We start from the raw sequence: 21081 nt of genomic DNA, 5'->3' as shown, positions 1-21081 counted from the left end.
GCCCTGATGGCGGAATTGACAGCCGCGCCTCACATCCGACTCGGCGGCACCGGCTGGCGCCAGGGACAGGCGACGCGCGACGACGACGCGTAGGTTTGGACCGGCACCGCTAGGACGTGAGCACCACGAGGCGCTGGGTCGCGCGGGTCATCGCGACGTAGCGGTCGACCGCTCCCTCGACCCCGTCGCCCAACGACTCGGGCTCGACGAGCACGACGAGGTCGAACTCGAGGCCCTTCGTGAGGACGGGTGCGAGCGACCGCACCCGGTCGCCCTCGGGGAAGGTCGGGTCGCCGACGACGCACGCGACGCCGCCGTGCGACGCGAGCCACTCCTCGACGACGCTCGCGAGGTCGGCCCGGCGCCCGTGCTGCACGGGCACACCGGTCCGTCGCACCGACGTCGGCACGTTGGCGTCGGGCAGCGCGGCACGGATCACGGGCTCGGCCTCGGTCATGACCTCCTCGGGCGTGCGGTAGTTGAGCGTGAGCGACGCCGTCTCGACGCGGGTCAGGCCGACGCGGGCGAGCCGCTCCTGCCACGACTCCGCGAAGCCGTGCCGGGCCTGCGCGCGGTCGCCGACGACGGTGAGGCTGCGCGACGGGCAGCGCGCGAGCAGCATCTGCCACTGCGCGTCGGTGAGCTCCTGCGCCTCGTCGACGACGACGTGCGCGAACGGCCCGGCGAGCGGGTCGGTGGGCCCGTCGTCACCGGCGGGGTCGACGAGCGCGTCGCGCAGGTCCTGGCCCTTGAGCATCGACATGAGCAGCAGCTCGCTGTCGTCGGCGGCGATGAGCTCGTCGACGACGCGCTGCCGCTGCTGCTGCTCGACGGCGAGGTCGGCCTCCCGGCGGCGTCGCCGCGCGGGTGCGTCGGGGTCGCCGAGTCGCGCGCGGGCGGCGTCGAGCAGCGGCAGGTCGGACGTCGTCCACGCGCGCGGGTCGTCACGCTGGAGCAGGCGCACCTCGTCGGGCGTGAGCCAGGGTGCGCACAGCCGCAGGTAGGCGGGCACCGACCACAGGTCGGCGACGAGGTCGGGCGCGTCGAGCAGCGGCCACGCGCGGTTCACGGCGCGTGCCAGGTCGCGGTCGCGCAGCAGCGCGCGGCGCAGCTGGTCGGTGGGCACGTCGTCGTCGTGCTTGTCGACGAGGATCTCGAGCAGCGCGTCCCACACCTGCGCGCGCGCCTCGTTGTGCGGGGTGCCGGGCTCGGGGGCGTCGAACGCCTCGGCCCAGTCGGTCGCGCTGAGCCGGACGTCGGCCCACGGCGTCTCGACGGTCATGGGCGCGGTCGGCGGCCGCTCGGAGAACCGGACGGCCGGCTCGATCGCTCGCACCATCGCGGCCGACGCCTTGAGCCGTGCGACCTCCGGGTCGCCCTCGTCGACGGCCGTCGCCCCCTCCGGCACCAGGTCCGCGAGCGTGCACGTCCGCACGCCCTCCTCGCCCAGGCTCGGCAGCACGTCGGACACGTAGTCCAGGTACGGCTGGTGCGGCCCGACGAACAGCACGCCGCCGCGCCGGTGCCCGAGCCGCGGGTCGTGGTAGAGCAGGTACGCGGTGCGGTGCAGCGCGACGACGGTCTTGCCCGTCCCCGGTCCGCCGTCGACGACGAGCGTCCCCTGCGAGCCCGCGCGCACGATCGCGTCCTGGTCCGCCGCGATCGTGCCGAGCACGTCCCGCATGCGCGCCGACCGGTCCGCGCCGAGGCTCGCGACGAACGCCGACTGGTCGTCGAGCGCCGCGTTCGCCGAAAGCCCGTCGGTCGTGAACACCTCGTCCCAGAAGTCGGTGACGCGCCCGGCCGTCCATCGGTACCGCCGCCGGCTGACGACGCCCATCGGGTTGCCGTGCGTCGCGCCGAAGAACGGCTCCGCGACCGGGGACCGCCAGTCGACCAGCAGGCGGCGGCCGTCCGCGTCGGTCACACCCAGCCGCCCGACGTAGGCCGGCTCGCCGCCGTCGGCCGGGACGACGCGGCCCAGGCACAGGTCGAGGCCGAACCGCTGGAGCACTCGCAGCCGACCCGACAGGCGGTGGATCTCCTGGTCACGCTCGAGGGCCGCCGTGCCGTGCCCGCCCGGTGCGCGACGCGCCTCGTCCAGGCGGGCCGCCACGTCGGCGCGCTGGTGCTCGAGGGTGGCCGCGAGCGCGGCGAAGAACTCCTCGTCGGCGGCGACGAGGGCCGGGTCGGCCTTGGCCGCGAGGGAGTCGGCGAGGTGGAACGCGCTGGTCGTCTGCGAGGTCACGGTCGGCGATTCTTCGCCGCGAGGGGGGTCTTGCCGCAAGACCCCCGGTGCTCTATACGTTGAGAGTGGCGGGGATGTCCCCGCCGTCGTCGTGTCCGGGGGCGTCCACGCGCTCGCGCGGGCGCGGGCGCCGCTCGACGGCTCGCCCCCAGAGCGTCGCGGCGCCGATCGACGCCGCGAGCAGCACCGCGGTCCCGACGACGTCGAGCACGTAGTGGTTGCCCGTCGTGAGCACGACACCCGTCATCGCCAGCGGGAACAGCCACGCCGCCCACGCGACGCGCGGGTGCGAGGTCCGCAGCGCGAGCCACACCGCGTACGCGCACCACGCCGAGAACCCGACGTGCATGCTCGGCATCGCCGTGTACGAGGAGCCGGCGGTCGGTGCGCTGCGGTCGCCGAGCGGGTCGTACCGCCGCACGACGTCGACGACGCCCGCGAGCGCGAACCGCGGCGGCGACATCGGGACCGCCCAGTACACGGGCAGCACCAGCAGCATCATCGCCAGCAGGGTCCGCCGCGCCCGCAGGTACACCTCGGGGTGGCGCACGAACACCCACACCAGGACGCCGAGCAGCACGAGGTAGTACGACCGGTAGACGTAGACGGCGGCGACCTCGACCCACGTCGGCTGCGCGACCAGCCACCGGTTCGTCGCGAGCGCGACGTCGATCCCCAGCGTCCGCTCGACGTCCTGCAGCGCGAGCGCGTGCGCCGTGGCGGCGGCGACGTCCCGCGCGACGTGCGCGTGCACCCACGTGAACACCGTGAATGCACCGAGCACGACGACGAGCTCGACGAAGACCCTCGGGCGTCCCGTCGACCGTCCTGGCTGCGCAGGTCCGCCGGCCACGCGGCGATCCTGCCAGCGGTGGGGACGTCCGCGACAGACGTCCAATGGACCCGGCTGTTGTACGGCACATGTACGGCGTACGCTGGAGGACCAACCCGTGAGGAGCGACCCGTGCCGAAGACTGACCGCATCGAGGTGCGCACCGACGAGACCACCGGTGAGCTGATCCGTCGTGCTGCCGAGCTGTCGCGCGCCTCGACGTCGCAGTTCATCATCGCGGCGGCAGTCGATCGCGCGGAGGCTGTCGTGGCCCGCGCGGACGTGACGCTCATGCCGGCGGTTCAGTTCGACGCGATGATCGAGGCGATCGACCGAGCGAACCCGATGCCGAACCTCGCCCGTGCCGCGGCCGCGCCGCGGAGGTTCAGGGGTTGAGCGAGGACGCGTACTACTCGCACTGGCTCACGACCGACGACGACCTTGGCGCGTTCGACTGCGGTGTCGAGACTCTGAACCGCTGGCTGAAGCAGCACGCGCTGCGAGCACAGGCGCAGGACGTGACCCGCACGTTCGTGTGGACGGAGTTCCACAACCCGCGTGTGGTGGCCTACCACTCGATGTCGCCGACCCAGGTCGCCCGAACCGACGTCACCTCGGGCCTGGCCGGCGGGAACGCCGTGATCCCGGCCTACCTGATCGGCCGGCTCGCCCTGGACAAGTCTCTGCACGGGCAGGGCCTGGGCTCGCAGCTGCTCATCGACGCCTTGTGGAAGGTCTGCGGCGCCTCGCAGTACAGCGGCGGACGTCTCGTGGTTGTGGACCCGATCGATGAGGTCGCCGCAGCGTTCTACGCACGGCACGACTTTCAGCGAGTCCAGGGATCGACGCGCATGTACGCCAAGATCGCGGCCGTCCGCGCCGCGATCGGCTTCGACGAGTAGAGCACCGTGCTGCCCGCCCCACGGGGGACGCGTCCTAGTCGTCGCGGGCGGGACGGCCGGGGCGGCGGACCGGTGTCGCGTCGCGCGGCAGGCGGCCCGCGTCGGCCAGCGCACGGCGCAGGATCAGGTCGACCTGGGCGTTGAGGCTGCGCAGGTCGTCGGCGGCCCACCGCGCGAGCGCGTCGTGCGTCGCCGGGTCCAGGCGGAGCAGCACCTGCCGGCGCTCACGCCGCGGGGGCGTGGCGCCGGCGGGCTCGGTGCTGCTCTCGCCGGGGGTCACCGGAGGCTCACGAGTAGAGCGTGCCCGCGTTGACGACGGGCGTCGCGCGGCTCTCGCCGCACAGGACGACGAGCAGGTTCGACACCATGGCGGCGCGGCGCTCGTCGTCGAGGGACACGATCCCGTCGCGCTCGAGGCGTCCGAGCGCGTCCTCGACCATGGAGACGGCACCCTCGACGATGCGCTCGCGGGCGGCGATGATCGCGCCGGCCTGCTGACGCTGGAGCATCGCCTGCGCGATCTCGGGCGCGTACGCGAGGTTGGAGATGCGCGCCTCGATGACCTCGACACCGGCGATGACGACGCGCGCCGCGACCTCGGAGGCGATCTCACCCGACACGAGGTCGGTCGCGCCGCGCAGCGACCGCTCGCCCGCGTCGGCGTCGTCGTAGGGGTGCGACATTGCGACGTGCCGCAGCGCGGACTCCGACTGGACCTTGACGAAGCCCTCGTAGTCCTCGACGGCGAACGTCGCGCGCGCGGTGTCGGTGACCTGCCAGACGACGATGCACGCGATGTTGACGGGGTTGCCGTCGGCGTCGTTGACCTTGAGCTCGCTCGTCTCGAAGTTCCGGACCCGGACGGAGACCTTCTTCTTGGTGGTCAGCGGCACGGTCGCGACGAGGCCCGTGCGGCGGATCGTGCCGAGGTAGCGGCCGAACAGCTGCACGACCTTGGTCTGCCCCGGGCTGATGACGGTGACGCCCGACGGGACGAACAGCGACACGACGAGCAGGAGCACGCCGAGGGCGCCCAGGCCGGGGGCGTCGTCGGCGTCGGCGAGCGCGATCAGGACGATGCCGAGCGCGATGAGCCCGAAGAACGCGAGCAGGACCAGCAGCGCGACGGCGGTGCCGCCGGACGGTGCGGGGCGTTCCACCACCTCGACGCGCGCCCCGGCGTGGCCGACAGGACGGCCGCTGGGGTCGCCGCCGACGGAGTCCTGCGGGGGCGTGGTCGGGTCGGGCATGGTGCTCAGCTCCTCGGGTCCGGCGCACCGTCGGCGCGCGACACCTAATGTGATATCACATTAGCGAGGAGCGGGGAATGCCGACCGTGGCCGCGTCAGTCGTCGGACGAGAGCCTGCTGCGCAGCAGCCCGAACACCTTGCCCATGTTGACCGTCCACCCCACGCCGAACACCTTCGGACCGATCAGGTGCTCCGCGTCCGGGTCCCAGACGCGCTCCTTGAACCGCTCGACCGTCGGCATGCGGAACTCGTACGGCACGAACCCGATGACCTTGCCGTTCCACTCGCGCTGGTCGGCCGGGGTGCGGAGCTCCTTGACGACCGCCGTGACCGCGAGGGCCAACGAGATCAGCCGGAGGATGCCTTGCAGGTCGGGCCGCCGCCGGGCGGCTTCGTCGTGGGACACGCTGCGCCTCCTGAGTCGTGGTGAGCCCATGATCCACCCGCCGTCGTCAGCGGTGAAGGGTCACCTCGGCGCCGCCCGACGCGAGGTCGAGCACGCGGACGTGGTCCACGAGCATCGTCGCGGGCAGGTCCGGCTCGTCGACGTCGTTCCCCGGCCACCGGCCCCCGACCGCCAGGTTGAGCAGCAGGTGGAACCCGTGCCGGAACGGCCACGACCCGGGCACGTCGTCGGGCGTCACCCGGTGGTACTCGGTGCCGTCGAGGTCCCAGACGACCGCGTCGTCGGTCCACGTCACCGCGTAGACGTGGAAGCCGTCGGCCAGCGGCGCGGACGCCTCGCGCGACCCGCCCACTCCCCCGCCGATGCCTGCGTAGCCCGGGCCGTGGACCGTCCCGTGCACCGTGCGCGGCTCGGCACCGACGTGCTCCATGACGTCGATCTCCCCGCACGCCGGCCAGCCCACGTCCTCGAGGTCGTCGCCGAGCATCCAGAACGCCGACCACGTCCCCGCGCCCCGCGGCTGCCGGATCCGCGCCTCGACGCGACCCCGCCGCACGGTCAGCCGCCCGAGCGTCGTGAGCCGCGCCGACGTGACGCCACCGTCCGCCTCGCGCCGTGCGGTGATCGCGAGCCTGCCGTCCCCGGTCAGGCGCGCGTTCCGCGTCGACGCGGTGTACCGCTGCAGCTGCTCGTCGCCCCATCCGCCCGCACCCGTCTCGTGCCGCCACACCCGCGGGTCGGGCGGCGCCCCCGCCGGCCCGGCGAACTCGTCGGCCCACACGACCCGTCCGTCGTCGACGCGCGCCATCCCGCCTCCTCGCTCGCCGGTCGTGCGCGCCGATCGTCGACGCCGCGACACGCCACCGCAACCGGGCCGAGACGCCTGCTCGCGGTCGGAGGCGAGGGAGGACGTCGACCGTGCTGCACGGCGGACGGCGTTCGGCTCGTCGGTCCGCGGGTCCGAGAGATCTATGACGCCCTGATCGGCCCCGCCGACGAGATCAAGTGGCTTCCCGGAGCAGTGGCCCATCCGGACGGCAGCGCGCATGCCTACTGGGTGCCGCACTTCCCGGTCCACCACGACCTGCTCAACCACGACCTCTCGACTTTCGGCCCCAGCGGCCTACCGATTCACTCCGTCTTCTCCGCCAGCAGACTCGCCGGCCATGCCGTCACCGCCCAACCACGAGCGTCCCTGACCACCGTCCTTGCGATCGCCGTCGCCGACGCTCTCGCCGCCCAGGCGGTCACCGGCGGCGCCGTCATGGACGTCCCGATCGGGCCCTGACGGGCAGCCACGCCGGCCTTCGCCGGTCACACGCTGCCAGGCCGTCGAACCCTGCTCGGTTCGGCAGTGCGCCGCTCGCGTCGGGTTCGTCGGGACGACGCGACGGGCGCGACACCTCGCGGTGCCGCGCCCGTCGCGGGGGGAAGACCTCAGAGGGTCAGGACGCCGAGCAGGTGATGCTGGGCCACGTCCAGTTGCCACCGTGCTGGACGGTGAAGCCGAACGAGGTCGTCTGGCCGGCCGACAGCGCACCGCTGCCGCTCGGACGCATCGTCATGACGTTGCCGGACGAGTCCCACGTCGGGGAGCCGTTCCAGGTCGCGATGATCTTCTGCGGCGAGCGCACGGTCACCGTGGACTGCCAGCTGCTGATGTTGGTGTTGGCGCGGATGGTCACCGTGCCGTTGAAGCGGTCGTTCCACTTCTGGCCCTCGGAGTACGTCGCCGTGCAGCTCGGGGTGCTGCCGCCCGGGTTCGTCGGCGTGGGCGTCGGGTTCGGGTCCGTCGGCGTGGGCGTCGTCGGGTTGGGGTTGGGGTTGGTCGTCCCGCCCGCGTTCAGCTGGTTGAGGACGCTCGTGTAGGCGGCCTTCTTGTTGCCGGAGCCGTCGAAGAGCAGCGGCGTGCCCGAGGCGCGCCACGAGTCGGAGTCACGGACGCCCCAGACGGTGATGCCGGTGCAGCGCGCGACCGAGAGGCAGGCCTGCACGACGCCCTGGTACTGCTGCGCCTGCGAGGAGCCCGAGCCCTCGATGTCGAGCTCGGTGATCTGCACGTCGACGCCGAGGGCGGCGAAGTTGCGCAGGGTCACGTCGTAGTTGGACGGCACCGGGTTGCCCGAGTTGAAGTGCGCCTGGAAGCCGACGCAGTCGATCGGGACGCCGCGCGACTTGAAGTCGCGGACCATGTTGTAGACGCCCTGCGTCTTGGCGTGCGACCAGTTGTCGGTGTTGTAGTCGTTGTAGCAGAGCTTCGCGTTCGGGTCGGCGGCGCGGGCGGCGCGGAACGCGGCCTCGATCCAGTCGTTGCCGGTGCGCTGCAGGTTCGAGTCGCGGCGGCCGCCGGACGAGCCGTCCGCGTAGGCCTCGTTGACGACGTCCCAGGCGTAGATCTTGCCCTTGTAGTAGGACGCGACCTGGGTGACGTGGTTGAGCATCGCGTTGCGCAGGTCGGTGCCGGACAGGTTCTGCATCCAGCCGGGCTGCTGCGAGTGCCAGGCCAGCGCGTGGCCGCGGACCTGCTTGCCGTTCTGGCGGGCCCAGTTCACGATGCGGTCGCCGTTGGAGTAGCTGAACTGGCCACGGTTGGGCTCCGTGGCGTCCATCTTCATCTCGTTCTCGGCCGTGATCATGTTGAACTCGCGGTTCGCGATGTTCGTGTACGTGCCGTCGCTCAGCTTGTTCGCGGCGATGGCGGTGCCGAAGTAGCGATTGGTCTCGCCGGCGGCGGCCTGCAGCGTGCTGCCGGCGGCGGCGGCCGGGACGGCGATCGTCACGGCCAGCGCAGCGGCGGCCAGACAGCCGGCGGCGGCGGCGAGACGGCCTCGCCGGTGCGTCGGGCGTGGGGTCGTCATCGAACCCTCCTTGGTGGTGGTCGGTGGCTCCAACGGGAGCCGGCACGTCACCTTCGTCGCGTCGAAACTGGCGGTCAACGCGCTTGACCGGTACGGAAAGTTGCGAAACCCGGAACGAAGCGTTTCAGCACACCATCGGGTGACTTCACCGGTGTAGATGGGCACCTGAACGCGTGATTGGTTGCGATCCGGCCAGGCCAATGGGATCGATTCCACGCATCGCGACCGCAACTATCGGCTCGCCGCCCGTCGGCTTTCGGCGGGACGGCCCGCAACATGGGCCGACGGTTCCGCGCGTCAGCGGCGGGTCGGGGTGCTCCCGCGCTCGATGATCCGCATGTCCGCGACGCGCAGCACGGGCTCCGCAGGGGCCGCGCCGGTCAGACGCTCGTGCAGCAGCGCGACGGCGACGTCGGCGATGTCCCGTCGACCCGGGTCGACCGTCGTCAGCGCGGGCATCGAATACTGCGCGTCCTCGATGTCGTCGAACCCCACGACGGCCACGTCGTCCGGGATCGACCGGCCGCGCACCTGCAGCGCGTACATCGCCCCCAGCGCGAGCGCGTCGTTGAACGCCACGACACCGTCGACCTCGACTCCCGAGTCGAGCACGTCCGCCATCGCGCGCGCACCGTTCCCCCGGTGCCAGCCGTCGTCCGCCCAGCCGAGCAGCCGCGGGTCGACCGTGATCCCTCGCGCCGCGAGCGCCTCCCGGTAGCCGGTGAAGCGCAGGTTCGAGGACCCCGCGGTCGGCGAGTGCAGCATGCCGATCACCGCGATCTGCCGGCGCCCGGCGTCGAGCAGCAGGTCGGTCGCCGCGCGCGCACCCTCGACGTTCTGCATCGTCACGTGGTCGACCTTGGTCGAGAACATCTGCTCGCCGAGCAGGACCAGCGGGTAGCCGAGGTCGTCGAGCAGGTGCGCGTCGGCCTGCTCGAGCGCCGCCGGGCTGAACAGCAGGCCGTCGACCAGCTTGCGCCGCGGCTCGCGCAGCGCCGCGAGCTCGCCCTCACGCGTGAAGCCCGTCGGCTGGATCAGCACGTGCAGGCCGCGGCGGCGGGCGGCCTCGAGGATCTCGTCGGCGAGCTCGCCGAAGTACGGCTGGCCCAGCTCCGGGACGGCCAGCCCCACGACGCCCGTGCGGCCCGAGCGGAAGATCCGCGCCGTCACGTTGATCTCGTACCCGAGCTCGTCGACCGCGGCCATCACACGCTCACGCGTCGACTCGCGGATGTAGGGGTAGCCGCTCAGCACGTTCGAGACGGTCTTCGCGGACACGCCGGCGCGGCGCGCGACGTCCGCCATCGTCGGCACAGCCATCCCCTCCCGTCCGGGACCCGGCCGCGGCGCGGACCGGGACGGCGCGGGCGCGGGCAGCCGCAATCTACCCGAGCAGCTCCCCGCCCCCTCGGCGGCCGCGACCTCTCGCTACCCGCGATCCCCCACGTACGCGACCGCGTCGACCATGACGAGGCACGCCGGGTCGAAGAAGTCGGTCGTCGCCGTCATGCGCGCGGGCGGCTGGTCGCCGAAGAACTCGGCGAACACGTCCCATGCCTCGCGCGTCTCGTCGGTGAGCTCGCGCAGCCACAGGGTCACCTGGACGACGTCCTCGAAGCCCGCACCCGCCGTCGCGAGCGTCTCGCCGAGGCTGTGCAGCGTCGCCCGGGTCTGCGCCGCGTACTCCCGACGGTCGAAGCCGCCCGCGTGGTGCGCGAGGAACAGGAAGCCGCCGGCGCGGACCGCGCTCGCGCAGGTGGGGTCGCCGACGTGCGTCGGGAAGCGGGTGATCACGACGCCGACCGTACGACCGACCACCGACAGCGTCCGCGCTGGTCACACACGCCGCCCGACGACCCGCCGCCTGCGACGCGACGCAGCGCCGTCGACGCCTCAGCCCGGGGGCGTCGCGGGGGCTGCCGACGGCGACCCGGCGACCGTCGCCGGCTCGAGCGTCGGCATCGTCACGTCGCGGCACGACATCAGGCGAGGGTCGCCGCCCGCGAGCGCCGTCACCCGGGCGGCGGCCTCCGCGAGACGGTCCTCCGGGAGGCGTCCCGACGCGACCGCGTCGACCAGGGCGTCGCGCATCCGCACCGCCTGCGCGCCGTCGGTCGCGAGCACCGCGTCGGCACCCGCCGCGACGGCCATGACCGCCGCCTCGGGGAAGTCCCAGCGCGTGTTCACCGCACCCATCCCGACCGAGTCGGTGATCGCGACGCCGCGGAACCCCAGGTCGCGCAGCAGCGCGTACGCGCGCGGGCTCAACGACGCGGGCAGGTCCGGGTCGAGCACGGCGTACTCGAGGTGGTTCATCATCACGACGGGCGCACCCGCGTCGATCGCGCGCTGGAACGGCACCAGGTCCGTCGCGGTCAGGTCGTCGAGCGTCGCCTCGACGAGCGACGACGCGGTGTGCGAGTCGACCGTCGAGCGGCCGTGCCCCGGGAAGTGCTTGACGGTCGGCGTCACACCGGCGTCGGCCAGGCCCGTCGCGTACGCGAGCCCGTAGTCGGCCGCGGTCGTCGGGTCGGCGCTGAACGACCGGTCGCCGATCACGCCGCCCGCCGGGCCGTCGTCGAGGTCGAGCACCGGGGCCAGGTCGACGTCGACCCCCACCTGCGCGAGCACGGTCCCCGTCTCGGCGGCGCGCGCCCGGACCTCCTCGGGGGTCTCGCGCGCGGCCATCCGCCGCGGGGACGGACCTGCGCCGACGAGCTCGCGCATGAGCGCGACGCGGCCCGACTCCTCGTCGGTCGCGACGACGACCGGCCGGCCCGCCTGCGCACGGAGCCCTTGCGTCAGCGCGGTCACCTGACGCGTCGAGACGACGTTGCTCTCCGAGAGGAAGAACCCGCCGACGCTCAGACCCGCGACCTCGGCCGCCAGCGGGTCGTCCGGCCGTGTCACACCCGGGAGGCCGACCACGAGCACCGCGGCCGCCTGCTGCGCGACGGGCGCGGGGGTGCACGTCGGGGTCGGCGAGGCCGACGGTCGCGGGGTCGTCGGCTGCGGCTCCGCGGTGCCGGAGTCGGCCGCGCGCAGCGTCGCCGCGTCCTGGGCCCCGTCGTCGGTGCTCGCCGCGACCGTGCCCGCACCGACGGTGAGCAGAGCGGCGACGACGAGCACCGCGCTGCGGGCCCGGCCGAACCGGCGCGCGGGCCGCCCGTGCCGCGGCGCGGACCGCTCCGGCTGCGCGGGGACGTCGGGGGGCGCTGGCTGACTCACGCGCGGCAGGTTAGGTCGGCCCGCCGCTCTCGGCACCCTGGCACGGTCGCCGGTGCGCCGACCGGGTGACGACGAGGCGCGCCGCCGAGCGCGTCCCCTCCTGGACCGAGCGGGCTGCGGTCGGGGCGCCGTCCCTCATCCCCTCCCGGAGCGAGCGGGCCGCGAGGCCCGGCCGTCGTCCCTCAGCCGGCGGTCGTCAGGCGCAGGCGGTCCCCCACGGCACGGGCGACCGGCCACGCCGCGCGCGCCGTCGTCCCGGCGACCGTGACGGTCGCCTCCGGTCCGGCACCCGCACGGGCCGGGCGGTGCGCCGACCAGAACGAGACGCCCGCGTCCTCCCCCTCGAGCTGCACGACGCCGGGCGCCTCGGGCGGGAGCCACAGACCGAGCCCGTAGGCGTACTCGCCGCCGTGCGTCGTGGCGTGCGGCGTGGTCGCCTGCGCGAGCAGGTCCGGCGGCAGGATCCGGCCGCCGAGCAGCGCGTCCCAGAACCGCTCCATGTCCGCGGCGGTCGTGTACGCGCCGCCGTCACCGCCCGCGACCACCGGCAGGTGCAGCACGTGCGAGCGCCACGCGTCGCCCACGCGCACGTACCCGATCGCCGCGTCGGCGGGGAGCTCGTCGGAGCGCAGGAAGTCGGTGCGCGACATGCCGGCCGGGCGCAGCACGCGCTGCCGGACGAGGTCGTGGAACGGGACGCCCGACGCGCGCTGCGCCAGCAGCGACAGCAGCACGAACGCGGCGTTGCGGTACTCGAGCGGACCGCCCGGGGGGTGCTCCGGGACGACCCGTGCCAGGACCGGCAGGTAGTCCTCGGGCGAGACGAGCGTGTGCACCGGCACGTCCAGCAGGTACGCGTCCTCGTCGGCGTCGTCGTCGATCACGTCCGAGAGGCCCGACGTGTGCGACAGCAGGTGCTCGAGCGTGACGTCGTCGGGGATCGCCGGCAGGTCGTCGCCGAGCAGGTCGCGCGCGGTCGTCGTGAGGCTCAGCTTCCCGTCGGCGACCAGGGTCAGGACCGCGAGCGCCGTGAACCCCTTGCTGCCCGACGCCATCGGCATCCGGTCGTCGGGCGTGAGCGGTCGCGCCCAGCGCCGGTCGACGACGCCCCACACGCGTTCGAGGAGCACCTCGCCGTCGACGCGGACCCGGACGACGCCCGCCGCCTCGCGCGGACCGTCCTGATCGAGCGCCTCGTCGACCAGCGCGTCCAGCTCCGTCGTCGACACCGCGTGCACGTCACCCATCCCAGGAGCCTACGGACCGGTCCGCAGGTCAGCCGTTCGACGGTGCGAACCCTCGTCCGTGGTCACGCCGTGCCGCCCACGCGACGGCTCAGGTCGGCGGCGGCGCGCTGCGCGGCGCGGGCGAGCTGCTCGGCGGTCGCGTCGTCGGCGTCGGTGCGCGCGAAGGTCACCGCGAGGCCCGCGATGGGGTGTCCGGTGTGGTCGTGGACCGCGACGCCGACGGACGCGAAGCCGGGCGTGACGTCGCCGTCCTCCGAGGCCCAGCCGCGGCGGCGGACCGCGACGAGGACGTCGCGCAGCTCGGCCGGACGGCTCGGCCCGAGGCCCGTGCGGTCGACGAACGCGGTGCGGTCCGGGAAGAGCGCGCGCACCTGCGGGCGGGGCAGGTCCGCGAGCATCGCGCGGCCGCTCGCGGTGAGGTGCGCGGGGAGCCGGACGCCGACGTCGGTCACGAGCGCGGGTCGGCGGGCCGCGCGCTCCTCGACGACGTACAGCACCTCACGCCCGTGCAGGACCGCGAGGTGCGCGCTCTCCCCCACCTGGTCGACGAGACGCGCGAGCACCGGGCGGGCCGCGCGCGCGAGGGGCGCCTGCCGCGAGTACGCCGAGCCCAGCTCGAACGCGCCGAGGCCGAGCCCGTACCGGCGCTCCTCCGGCAGGTGCGCGACGAACCCGTGCTCGCGCAGCACCGTGAGCAGGTGGTACGTCGTCGAGCGCGGCAGCCCGACCGCGTGCGCGAGGGCCGCGGCGGGCATCGGGCCGGTGCGCGCCAGGTGCCGCAGGATGCGCAGCGTCGCGTCGGCGGCGGGGACGTCGGAGCTCGGCACGGCCGCCCACCTCCGCTCGCACGTCGTCTGGTATCCCAGACGGTATCGCCTGCCGGACCGGCGACCCGGGGGCGGGCGCGGCGGTGTCATGGGCGCATGAGCACGACCGTCGAGCCGTCGCCGGACCCGGCGTCGGCCGTGAGCGCGGGACCGGCGGGGCCGGCCGCTCCGTCCAGGCCGACCGCGCCGCCAGGGCCGTCCGCAGCGTCGACGTCGGCCACCGGCCGGGCCGACGAGCGCCGCAGCGTGCCGGCGGCCGGGCCCGGTCGACGCACGGTCGTCGTCGGCGTCGGGCCGGTGTCCGCCGAGGACGTCGTCGCCGTCGCCCGGGGCAGGGCCGGGGTCACCCTCGCGGCCGAGGCGCTCGACGCCATCGCCGCCGGCCGGGCGGTGGTCGACGCGCTCGCCGACGACACGCAGCCGCACTACGGCGTCTCCACGGGGTTCGGGGCGCTGGCGACGCGGTGGATCCCTGCCGACCGGCGCGCCGACCTGCAGCGCAGCCTCATCCGGTCGCACGCGGCCGGCACCGGGCCGGAGGTCGAGCGCGAGGTGGTCCGTGCGCTGATGCTGCTGCGGCTGTCGACGCTCGCGACGGGTCGCACGGGGGTCCGCCCGTCGACCGCGCAGGCGTACGCGGCGATGCTCGACGCCGGGATCACACCCGTCGTGCGGGAGTTCGGCTCGCTCGGCTGCTCGGGCGACCTCGCGCCGCTCGCGCACTGCGCGCTCGCGCTCCTGGGCGAGGGCGACGTCCGGGACGCGTCGGGGACGCTCGTGCCCGCGACCGACGCGCTCGCGCAGGCCGGCCTGGCACCCGTCGTCCTCGCCGAGAAGGAGGGCCTCGCGCTCGTCAACGGGACCGACGGGATGCTCGGGCAGCTCGTGCTCGCGCTGCACGACCTCGACCGGCTGCTCGCGACGGCCGACGTCGCCGCCGCGCTCAGCGTCGAGAGCCTGCTCGGGACCGACGCCGTCTTCGCCGACGACCTCCAGGCGCTCCGCCCGCACCCCGGTCAGGCGGCGTCGGCGGCCCACCTGCGGGCGCTCCTGCGCGGGTCGGGGATCATGGCCAGCCACCGCGGGCCGGGCTGCACGCGCGTGCAGGACGCGTACTCGCTGCGGTGCGCGCCGCAGGTGCACGGCGCCGCGCGGGACACCGTCGCGCACGCCCGGACGGTCGCGGAGCGCGAGCTCGCCGCCGCCGTCGACAACCCCGTCGTCACCGTCGACGGACGCGTCGAGTCCAACGGCAACTTCCACGGCGCACCGATCGCGTACGTGCTCGACTTCCTCGCGATCGCCGTCGCCGACGTCGCGAGCATGTCCGAGCGGCGCACCGACCGGTTCCTCGACGTCGCCCGCAACCACGGCCTGCCCGCGTTCCTCGCGCACGACCCGGGCGTCGACTCGGGCCTCATGATCGCGCAGTACACCGCGGCGGGGCTGGTCAGCGAGCTCAAGCGCCTCGCGGTGCCGGCCAGCGTCGACTCGATCCCGTCGTCGGCGATGCAGGAGGACCACGTGTCGATGGGCTGGCACGCGGCGCGCAAGCTCCGGCGGGCCGTCGACGCGCTCGGGCGGGTGCTCGCGATCGAGGTGCTCACCGCGACCCGGGCCCTCGACCTGCGCGCGCCGCTCGCACCCGCCGCCGCGACCGGCGCCGTCCGCGACCTGCTGCGTGCGCGCGGTGTCGCCGGTCCGGGGCCCGACGCGTACCTCGCGCCCGACCTCGAGACGGTCGCGACCCTCGTCGCGTCCGGCGAGGTCCTGGCCGCGGCCGACGGGGCGTCGTCGGCGCCCACCCCACGCCTCACGACTCCCGAGGAGCGCGCATGACCGCCGGACCCCGACCCGTCCGCGCCCCGCGCGGCACGACGCTCACGGCCCGCTCGTGGCAGACCGAGGCGCCGCTGCGGATGCTCATGAACAACCTCGACCCGGAGGTCGCCGAGCGTCCCGACGACCTCGTCGTCTACGGCGGCACCGGGCGGGCCGCGCGGTCGTGGGACGCGTACGACGCGATCGTCCGCACGCTCACGACGCTGGGCGACGACGAGACGCTGCTCGTCCAGTCCGGCAAGCCCGTCGGCGTGCTGACGACGCACGAGTGGGCGCCGCGCGTGCTCATCGCGAACTCGAACCTCGTCGGGGACTGGGCGACGTGGCCGGAGTTCCGCCGGCTCGAGCACCTCGGCCTCACGATGTACGGGCAGATGACGGCCGGGTCGTGGATCTACATCGGCACGCAGGGGATCCTCCAGGGCACGTACGAGACGCTGGCCGCGGTCGCCGCGCAGCGTTTCGGCGGGACGCTCGCGGGGACGCTCACCGTGACGGGCGGGTGCGGCGGGATGGGCGGCGCGCAGCCGCTCGCGGTGACGCTCAACGGGGGTGCGTGCCTCATCGTCGACGTGGACGGGTCACGCCTGGCGCGGCGGGTGCACGACCGCTACCTCGACCGCGTCGCCGGCTCGCTCGACGAGGCGTTGTCGCTGGTCCTGGCCGCGAAGCGGTCCCGGACGGCGCTCTCGGTGGGCGTCGTCGGGAACTGCGCGGAGGTGCTGCCCGCGCTGCTGCGACGCGGCGTCGAGGTGGACGTCGTGACGGACCAGACGTCGGCGCACGACCCGCTCGCCTACCTGCCCGTCGGGGTCGCGCTGGACGAGTGGGCCGACTACGCCGCCGCCAAGCCCGACGAGCTCACCGACCGCGCGCGCGAGTCCATGGCCCGGCACGTCGAGGCGATGGTCGGCTTCCTCGACGCGGGCGCCGAGGTGTTCGACTACGGCAACTCGATCCGGGACGAGGCTCGTCGCGGCGGCTACGACCGCGCGTTCGACGTCCCCGGGTTCGTGCCCGCGTACATCCGGCCGCTGTTCGCCGAGGGCAAGGGCCCGTTCCGCTGGGCGGCGCTGTCCGGCGACCCGCGCGACATCGCGACCACCGACGCGGCCGTCCTCGACCTGTTCCCGGACGACGACCACCTGCACCGCTGGATCCGCGCCGCGCAGGAGCGCGTGGCATTCCAGGGGCTGCCCGCGCGGATCTGCTGGCTGGGGCACGGCGAGCGCGACCGGGCGGGGCTGCGGTTCAACGAGCTCGTCGCGTCGGGCGGCGTCGCCGCGCCGGTCGTCATCGGGCGCGACCACCTCGACGCCGGTTCGGTCGCGTCGCCGTACCGCGAGACCGAGGCCATGGCCGACGGGTCCGACGCGATCGCCGACTGGCCGCTGCTCAACGCGCTCGTCGCCGCGTCATCCGGGGCGACGTGGGTGTCGCTGCACCACGGTGGCGGCGTCGGGATGGGCCGGTCGATCCACGCGGGGCAGGTGTCGGTCGCCGACGGGACCGACCTCGCCGCCCGCAAGCTCGCGCGGGTCCTGTCCAACGACCCCGCCATGGGCGTCATCCGGCATGTCGACGCCGGGTACGCGCGCGCCGACGAGGTCGCGGACGCGCACGGCATCCGCGTCCCGATGCGGGAGCACGACGCATGAGCGACGTCGGGGCGGCCACCTTCCGGCGAGCGTGGGCGGATCTCGCGCCGGTCGGTCGGGCAGGCGACGGGCGCGGCTACCACCGGTTCGCGTGGACGCGCGACGACCACACCCTGCGCGAGTGGTTCGCCGGGGAGGCCGCTGCGCGCGGGCTCGACCTCGTCGTCGACCGCGCCGGCAACCAGTGGGCGTGGTGGGGCGACCCCGACGCGACACCCGGCGTCGTCACGGGCAGCCACCTCGACTCCGTGCCCGGCGGCGGCGCGTTCGACGGGCCGCTCGGGGTCGTCAGCGCGTTCGCGGCGCTGGACGTGCTGCGGTCGCGCGGCGCCCCACCCGCGCGCCCGCTCGGGATCGCGTGCTTCGTCGACGAGGAGGGCGCCCGGTTCGGCGTCGCGTGCGCCGGGTCCCGGCTGATCACCGGGGTCCTCGACGCGGACCGTGCCCGCACGCTGCGCGACGCCGACGGCACGACGATGGCCGACGCCCTGCGCGCGGCCGGGCGGGACCCGTCGACTGTCGGGCCTGACCCCGAGGCGCTCGCGCGCGTCGGCGCGTTCGTCGAGCTGCACGTCGAGCAGGGGCGCGGGCTCGTCCACAGCGGGGCGGCCGTCGGCGTCGGGCGCATGATCTGGCCGCACGGCCGTTGGCGGGTCGAGCTCCGCGGCGAGGCGAACCACGCGGGGACCACCCCGCTCGCAGACCGTCGGGACCCGATGCTCGGCCTGGCAGCCTTCGTCCAGCACGTGCGGACGGCGGCCGTCGAGGCCGGCGCTCTCGCGACCGTCGGGAAGGTCCGGGTCGAGCCGAACGGCGTCAACGCGATCCCGTCGCAGGTCACCGCGTGGCTCGACGTCCGCGCCGAGGACGAGGCACGCGTCCGGGCGGTGCTCGCGGCGCTCACGTCCTGGGCGCCGGCGGAGGAGTCGTGGACGCCCGTCACGTGGTTCGACGCCGACCTGGCCGACGAGGTCGCGACCGTGGTGGGCGCGAGGGGCACCGGGCCGTCCGGCTCGACCGGCGGTGCCCGGTCCGACGCGCGTGCGCCGGTGCTCGGGACGGGCGCGGGCCACGACGCCGGGATCCTCGCCGCGGCGGGCGTCCCGACCACGATGCTGTTCGTCCGCAACCCGACGGGCGTCTCGCACGCGCCGGCGGAGGACGCCGACGAGGCCGACTGCCTCGCGGGGGTCGACGCGCTCGCCACGACGCTCGAGCACCTGCTCGCGCAGGACCGCCCGTGAGCACGTCGCCGCCGACGTTCTGGGCCGCGCGGGCGTGGCTCCCCGACGGACTCGCGCAGGACGTCCGGATCACGACGCGGTCCGGCCGGATCGCGGTCGTCGACGTCGGCGTCCCGGCAGCGGCCGGCGACCACCAGCTCCCCGGCATCGTCCTGCCGGGGTTCGCGAACGCGCACTCGCACGCGTTCCACCGCGCGCTGCGCGGTCGGACTCATGGCGACGGCGGCACCTTCTGGACGTGGCGCGACCGCATGTACGCGCTGGCGGCGACCCTGACCCCGGACACCTACCTCGACCTCGCGCGCGCCGCCTACGCGGAGATGGTGCTGGCCGGCGTCACGGCGGTCGGCGAGCTCCACTACCTCCACCACGCGCCCGGCGGGACGCCGTACGACGACCCCAACGTCATGGCCGAGGCGCTGCGCACGGCAGCGCGCGAGGCGGGACTGCGCGTCACGCTGCTCGACACCGCCTACCTCACGGGCGGGTTCGGCCGTCCGCTCGACGGCCCGCAGCTGCGGTTCGGCGACGCCGACGTCGACGCCTGGGCGGCCCGCGTCGACGCGCTCCGTCCCGACGACACGCTCACGGTGGGCGCGGCCGTCCACTCGGTCCGCGCGGTCCCCCGCGACGCGATCGCCGCCGTCGCCGCGCACGCGCGCAGGAGCGGCCGACCGCTGCACGTCCACCTGTCCGAGCAGCGCGCGGAGAACGACGAGTGCCTCGCCGCGTACGGCACCACACCCGCGCGGACGCTCGCCGACGCGGGTGCGCTGGGCCCGTCGACGACCGTCGTCCACGCGGTCCACGTCTCCCCGGCCGATGTCGCGCTCCTCGGTGCAGCGGCCGTCGGCGCCTGCCTGTGCCCGTCGACCGAGCGGGACCTCGGCGACGGCCTGGCCCCCGGCGCAGCCCTCCGCGCGGCCGGGTGCCGCCTGTCCGTCGGCTCCGACCAGCACGTCCGCACCGACCTGCTCGCCGAGGCCCGGGACGTCGAGCTGCACGAGCGCGTCGCCCGGGAGTCGCGCGGCGTGCTCGACCCGTCGTCACTCGTCGACCTGCTCACGTCCGGCGGTCACGCCGCGCTCGGCGACCCCACGGGCGGCCGCCTCGCCGTCGGTGCACCCGCGGACCTCGTCGCCGTCCGCACCGACACCCCGCGGACGGCGGGTGCCGACCCGACGCAGCTCGTCCTCGTCGCCGGGAGCGCGGACGTCGACACGGTGGTGGTCGGGGGCGCGGTCCGCGTCGATGGCGGGCGGCACGTCCTCGGCGACGTCGGCGCGCTGCTCACCCGGGCGGTCGCGGCCGCCTGGCGCGAGGCGGAGGAGGCCCGATGACGTCACACCTCGTCACCGGCATCGCGCAGCTCGTGACCCACGACGAGCGGTTCACCGGCCCGCTGGGCGTCCTGCCCGACGCGGCGCTCGTCGTCGACGACGGGCGCGTCGCCTGGGTCGGCCCGGCGTCGTCCGCACCCGACGCGGACCGTCGCACGGACGTCGACGGCCGCGCCGTGCTCCCCGGCTTCGTCGACTCCCACACGCACCTGGTCTTCGCGGGCGACCGCGCCGACGAGTTCGCGCACCGCATGGCCGGCGCCCGCTACACCGGCGGCGGGATCGCCCGCACCGTCGCCGCGACCCGGGCCGCCACGGACGACGAGCTCCGCACCCGCCTCGCCGGTCTCGTCGCCGAGGCCCGCGCGCAGGGCACCACGACGCTCGAGGTCAAGAGCGGCTACGGCCTCGACGTCGCGCACGAGGAGCGCCTGCTCCGGCTCGCGCGCGAGGTCACGACAGAGGCGACGTTCCTCGGCGCCCACGTCGTGCCGCCCGGCGTCGACCGGGGCGAGTACCTCGCGCTCGTGACCGGTCCGATGCTCACCGCCTGCGCGCCGCACGCCCGGTGGGCCGACGTCTTCTGCGAACCCGGCACGCCGCTCGCGTTCGACCGCGACGAGGCGCACGCCGTCCTCACCGCGGCCGCGGGCGCCGGTCTCGGACTGCGCGTGCACGGCAACCAGCTGCGCCCCGGACCGGGTGCGCGTCTGGCCGTCGAGGTCGGTGCCGCGAGCGTCGACCACGCCACGTACCTCGACGACGCCGACGTCACGGCGCTGGCCGACGCCGCCCGGCACGGCGGGCCCGTCGTCACCCTGCTGCCGGGTGTCGAGCTGTCGACCCGCTCGCCCTACCCGGACGCCCGGCGGCTGCTCGACGCGGGCGTCGAGGTCGCGCTCGCGACCGACTGCAACCCCGGGACCTGCTTCTCGACGTCGATGCCGCTCATGGTCGCGCTCGGCGTGGCGCACCTGCGGATGACCGTCGAGCAGGCGGTCCGTGCGGCGACGCTCGGGGGTGCCCGCGCGCTGCGTCGCGACGACGTGGGCCACCTGCGCGTGGGGGCGCGCGCCGACCTGTGCGTCGTCGACGCGCCGTCGGTCGCGCACCTGGCCTACCGCCCGGGTGTGCCGCTCGCCCGCGCGCTCACGCTCGACTGACGCGCACCGCGCGAGTCGCGACCGGCACCGCACGG

General features: G+C 74.9%; 20 protein-coding genes. 8 read left to right on the top strand and 12 right to left on the bottom strand.

Features of this window, described 5'->3' with window-relative positions; all coding sequences use genetic code 11:
- Positions 1-109: 109 nt before the first annotated feature.
- Positions 110-2248 carry an RNA polymerase recycling motor ATPase HelR gene (helR, locus tag GXP71_RS16950; protein WP_162353611.1) on the bottom strand — a complete coding sequence of 713 codons (2139 nt, stop codon included), beginning with the start codon at positions 2246-2248 and terminating at the stop codon, positions 110-112.
- A gap of 52 nt (positions 2249-2300) precedes the next feature.
- A complete protein-coding gene (locus tag GXP71_RS16945) occupies positions 2301-3101 on the bottom strand; it encodes a phosphatase PAP2 family protein (RefSeq protein ID WP_162353610.1) in 801 nt (266 codons plus the stop codon).
- Between the two features lie 111 nt (positions 3102-3212).
- Between GXP71_RS16945 and GXP71_RS16940 the strand changes: the two genes are divergently transcribed.
- Together GXP71_RS16940 and GXP71_RS16935 are read left to right on the top strand one after the other, a co-directional pair.
- A complete protein-coding gene (locus tag GXP71_RS16940) occupies positions 3213-3476 on the top strand; it encodes a DUF1778 domain-containing protein (RefSeq protein WP_162353609.1) in 264 nt (87 codons plus the stop codon).
- Positions 3473-3982 (top strand): GNAT family N-acetyltransferase, encoded by a 510-nt coding sequence (locus GXP71_RS16935; protein WP_162353608.1) that lies wholly within the window; start codon positions 3473-3475, stop codon positions 3980-3982. Before GXP71_RS16940 ends, GXP71_RS16935 begins: the two co-directional genes overlap by 4 nt.
- A gap of 34 nt (positions 3983-4016) precedes the next feature.
- Here GXP71_RS16935 and GXP71_RS16930 read toward each other — a convergent pair whose 3' ends face one another.
- The 4 genes from GXP71_RS16930 to GXP71_RS16915 form a co-directional block, all read right to left on the bottom strand.
- Entirely contained in the window at positions 4017-4262 is a 246-nt protein-coding gene (locus GXP71_RS16930; RefSeq protein WP_162353607.1) for a hypothetical protein, read from the bottom strand.
- Positions 4263-4269: 7 nt separating this feature from the next.
- Positions 4270-5232 (bottom strand): SPFH domain-containing protein, encoded by a 963-nt coding sequence (locus tag GXP71_RS16925; protein ID WP_162353606.1) that lies wholly within the window; start codon positions 5230-5232, stop codon positions 4270-4272.
- A 95-nt stretch (positions 5233-5327) separates the two neighbouring features.
- Positions 5328-5639 (bottom strand): DUF5808 domain-containing protein, encoded by a 312-nt coding sequence (locus GXP71_RS16920; RefSeq protein WP_162353605.1) that lies wholly within the window; start codon positions 5637-5639, stop codon positions 5328-5330.
- Between the two features lie 46 nt (positions 5640-5685).
- The gene (locus tag GXP71_RS16915; protein ID WP_162353604.1) at positions 5686-6447 is read right to left on the bottom strand and encodes a family 16 glycosylhydrolase; all 762 of its coding nucleotides are present in this window, start codon (positions 6445-6447) and stop codon (positions 5686-5688) included.
- A 213-nt stretch (positions 6448-6660) separates the two neighbouring features.
- On the opposite strand from GXP71_RS16915, the gene GXP71_RS16910 reads away from it, so the two are divergent.
- Positions 6661-6927: a hypothetical protein gene (locus GXP71_RS16910; RefSeq protein WP_162353603.1), complete on the top strand. Its 267-nt coding sequence runs from the start codon at positions 6661-6663 to the stop codon at positions 6925-6927.
- Between the two features lie 157 nt (positions 6928-7084).
- On the opposite strand, the gene GXP71_RS16905 is transcribed toward GXP71_RS16910, so the two are convergent.
- The 6 genes from GXP71_RS16905 to GXP71_RS16880 form a co-directional block, all read right to left on the bottom strand.
- Entirely contained in the window at positions 7085-8497 is a 1413-nt protein-coding gene (locus tag GXP71_RS16905; protein ID WP_162353602.1) for an endo-1,4-beta-xylanase, read from the bottom strand.
- A 297-nt stretch (positions 8498-8794) separates the two neighbouring features.
- Positions 8795-9817, bottom strand: a complete 1023-nt coding sequence (locus GXP71_RS16900) for a LacI family DNA-binding transcriptional regulator (RefSeq protein WP_238402470.1) — start codon at positions 9815-9817, stop codon at positions 8795-8797.
- A gap of 108 nt (positions 9818-9925) precedes the next feature.
- Positions 9926-10291: a RidA family protein gene (locus tag GXP71_RS16895; RefSeq protein WP_162353601.1), complete on the bottom strand. Its 366-nt coding sequence runs from the start codon at positions 10289-10291 to the stop codon at positions 9926-9928.
- Between the two features lie 99 nt (positions 10292-10390).
- Positions 10391-11725, bottom strand: a complete 1335-nt coding sequence (locus GXP71_RS16890) for a glycoside hydrolase family 3 protein (protein WP_162353600.1) — start codon at positions 11723-11725, stop codon at positions 10391-10393.
- A 182-nt stretch (positions 11726-11907) separates the two neighbouring features.
- The gene (locus GXP71_RS16885; protein ID WP_162353599.1) at positions 11908-12972 is read right to left on the bottom strand and encodes a serine hydrolase; all 1065 of its coding nucleotides are present in this window, start codon (positions 12970-12972) and stop codon (positions 11908-11910) included.
- A gap of 62 nt (positions 12973-13034) precedes the next feature.
- Entirely contained in the window at positions 13035-13799 is a 765-nt protein-coding gene (locus tag GXP71_RS16880; RefSeq protein WP_162353598.1) for an IclR family transcriptional regulator, read from the bottom strand.
- A 96-nt stretch (positions 13800-13895) separates the two neighbouring features.
- On the opposite strand from GXP71_RS16880, the gene hutH reads away from it, so the two are divergent.
- Genes hutH through hutI form a run of 5 tightly spaced genes read left to right on the top strand, consistent with a single transcriptional unit; the run spans position 13896 to position 21046 of the window.
- The gene (gene hutH, locus GXP71_RS16875) at positions 13896-15638 is read left to right on the top strand and encodes a histidine ammonia-lyase (protein ID WP_162353597.1); all 1743 of its coding nucleotides are present in this window, start codon (positions 13896-13898) and stop codon (positions 15636-15638) included.
- On the top strand, positions 15635-17299 hold the full coding sequence (gene hutU / locus GXP71_RS16870) for a urocanate hydratase (RefSeq protein WP_162353596.1): 1665 nt from the start codon (positions 15635-15637) through the stop codon (positions 17297-17299). The genes hutH and hutU overlap by 4 nt, the downstream gene beginning before the upstream one ends.
- On the top strand, positions 17296-18543 hold the full coding sequence (locus tag GXP71_RS16865) for an allantoate amidohydrolase (RefSeq protein ID WP_162353595.1): 1248 nt from the start codon (positions 17296-17298) through the stop codon (positions 18541-18543). The genes hutU and GXP71_RS16865 overlap by 4 nt, the downstream gene beginning before the upstream one ends.
- Complete coding sequence (locus tag GXP71_RS16860; RefSeq protein ID WP_162353594.1) at positions 18540-19883, top strand: formimidoylglutamate deiminase; 1344 nt, start codon at positions 18540-18542, stop codon at positions 19881-19883. The genes GXP71_RS16865 and GXP71_RS16860 overlap by 4 nt, the downstream gene beginning before the upstream one ends.
- Positions 19880-21046: an imidazolonepropionase gene (gene hutI, locus GXP71_RS16855; RefSeq protein WP_162353593.1), complete on the top strand. Its 1167-nt coding sequence runs from the start codon at positions 19880-19882 to the stop codon at positions 21044-21046. Before GXP71_RS16860 ends, hutI begins: the two co-directional genes overlap by 4 nt.
- The last annotated feature ends 35 nt before the right edge of the window (positions 21047-21081 follow it).

This window comes from Cellulomonas sp. H30R-01 (genome assembly GCF_010119915.1).
GTDB classification, from domain to species: Bacteria; Actinomycetota; Actinomycetes; order Actinomycetales; family Cellulomonadaceae; genus Cellulomonas; species Cellulomonas algicola.
This window is presented reverse-complemented; position numbering and strand designations above follow the sequence as displayed.

Bases quoted from the DNA above. Each gene is read 5' to 3' on its own strand.
- GXP71_RS16925 (WP_162353606.1), bottom strand. From the start codon at position 5,232: ATGCCCGACCCGACCACGCCCCCGCAGGACTCCGTCGGCGGCGACCCC.
- GXP71_RS16915 (WP_162353604.1), bottom strand. From the start codon at position 6,447: ATGGCGCGCGTCGACGACGGACGGGTCGTGTGGGCCGACGAGTTCGCC.
- GXP71_RS16905 (WP_162353602.1), bottom strand. From the start codon at position 8,497: ATGACGACCCCACGCCCGACGCACCGGCGAGGCCGTCTCGCCGCCGCC.
- GXP71_RS16900 (WP_238402470.1), bottom strand. From the start codon at position 9,817: ATGGCTGTGCCGACGATGGCGGACGTCGCGCGCCGCGCCGGCGTGTCC.
- GXP71_RS16885 (WP_162353599.1), bottom strand. From the start codon at position 12,972: ATGGGTGACGTGCACGCGGTGTCGACGACGGAGCTGGACGCGCTGGTC.
- hutH (WP_162353597.1), top strand. From the start codon at position 13,896: ATGAGCACGACCGTCGAGCCGTCGCCGGACCCGGCGTCGGCCGTGAGC.
- hutU (WP_162353596.1), top strand. From the start codon at position 15,635: ATGACCGCCGGACCCCGACCCGTCCGCGCCCCGCGCGGCACGACGCTC.
- GXP71_RS16865 (WP_162353595.1), top strand. From the start codon at position 17,296: ATGAGCGACGTCGGGGCGGCCACCTTCCGGCGAGCGTGGGCGGATCTC.
- hutI (WP_162353593.1), top strand. From the start codon at position 19,880: ATGACGTCACACCTCGTCACCGGCATCGCGCAGCTCGTGACCCACGAC.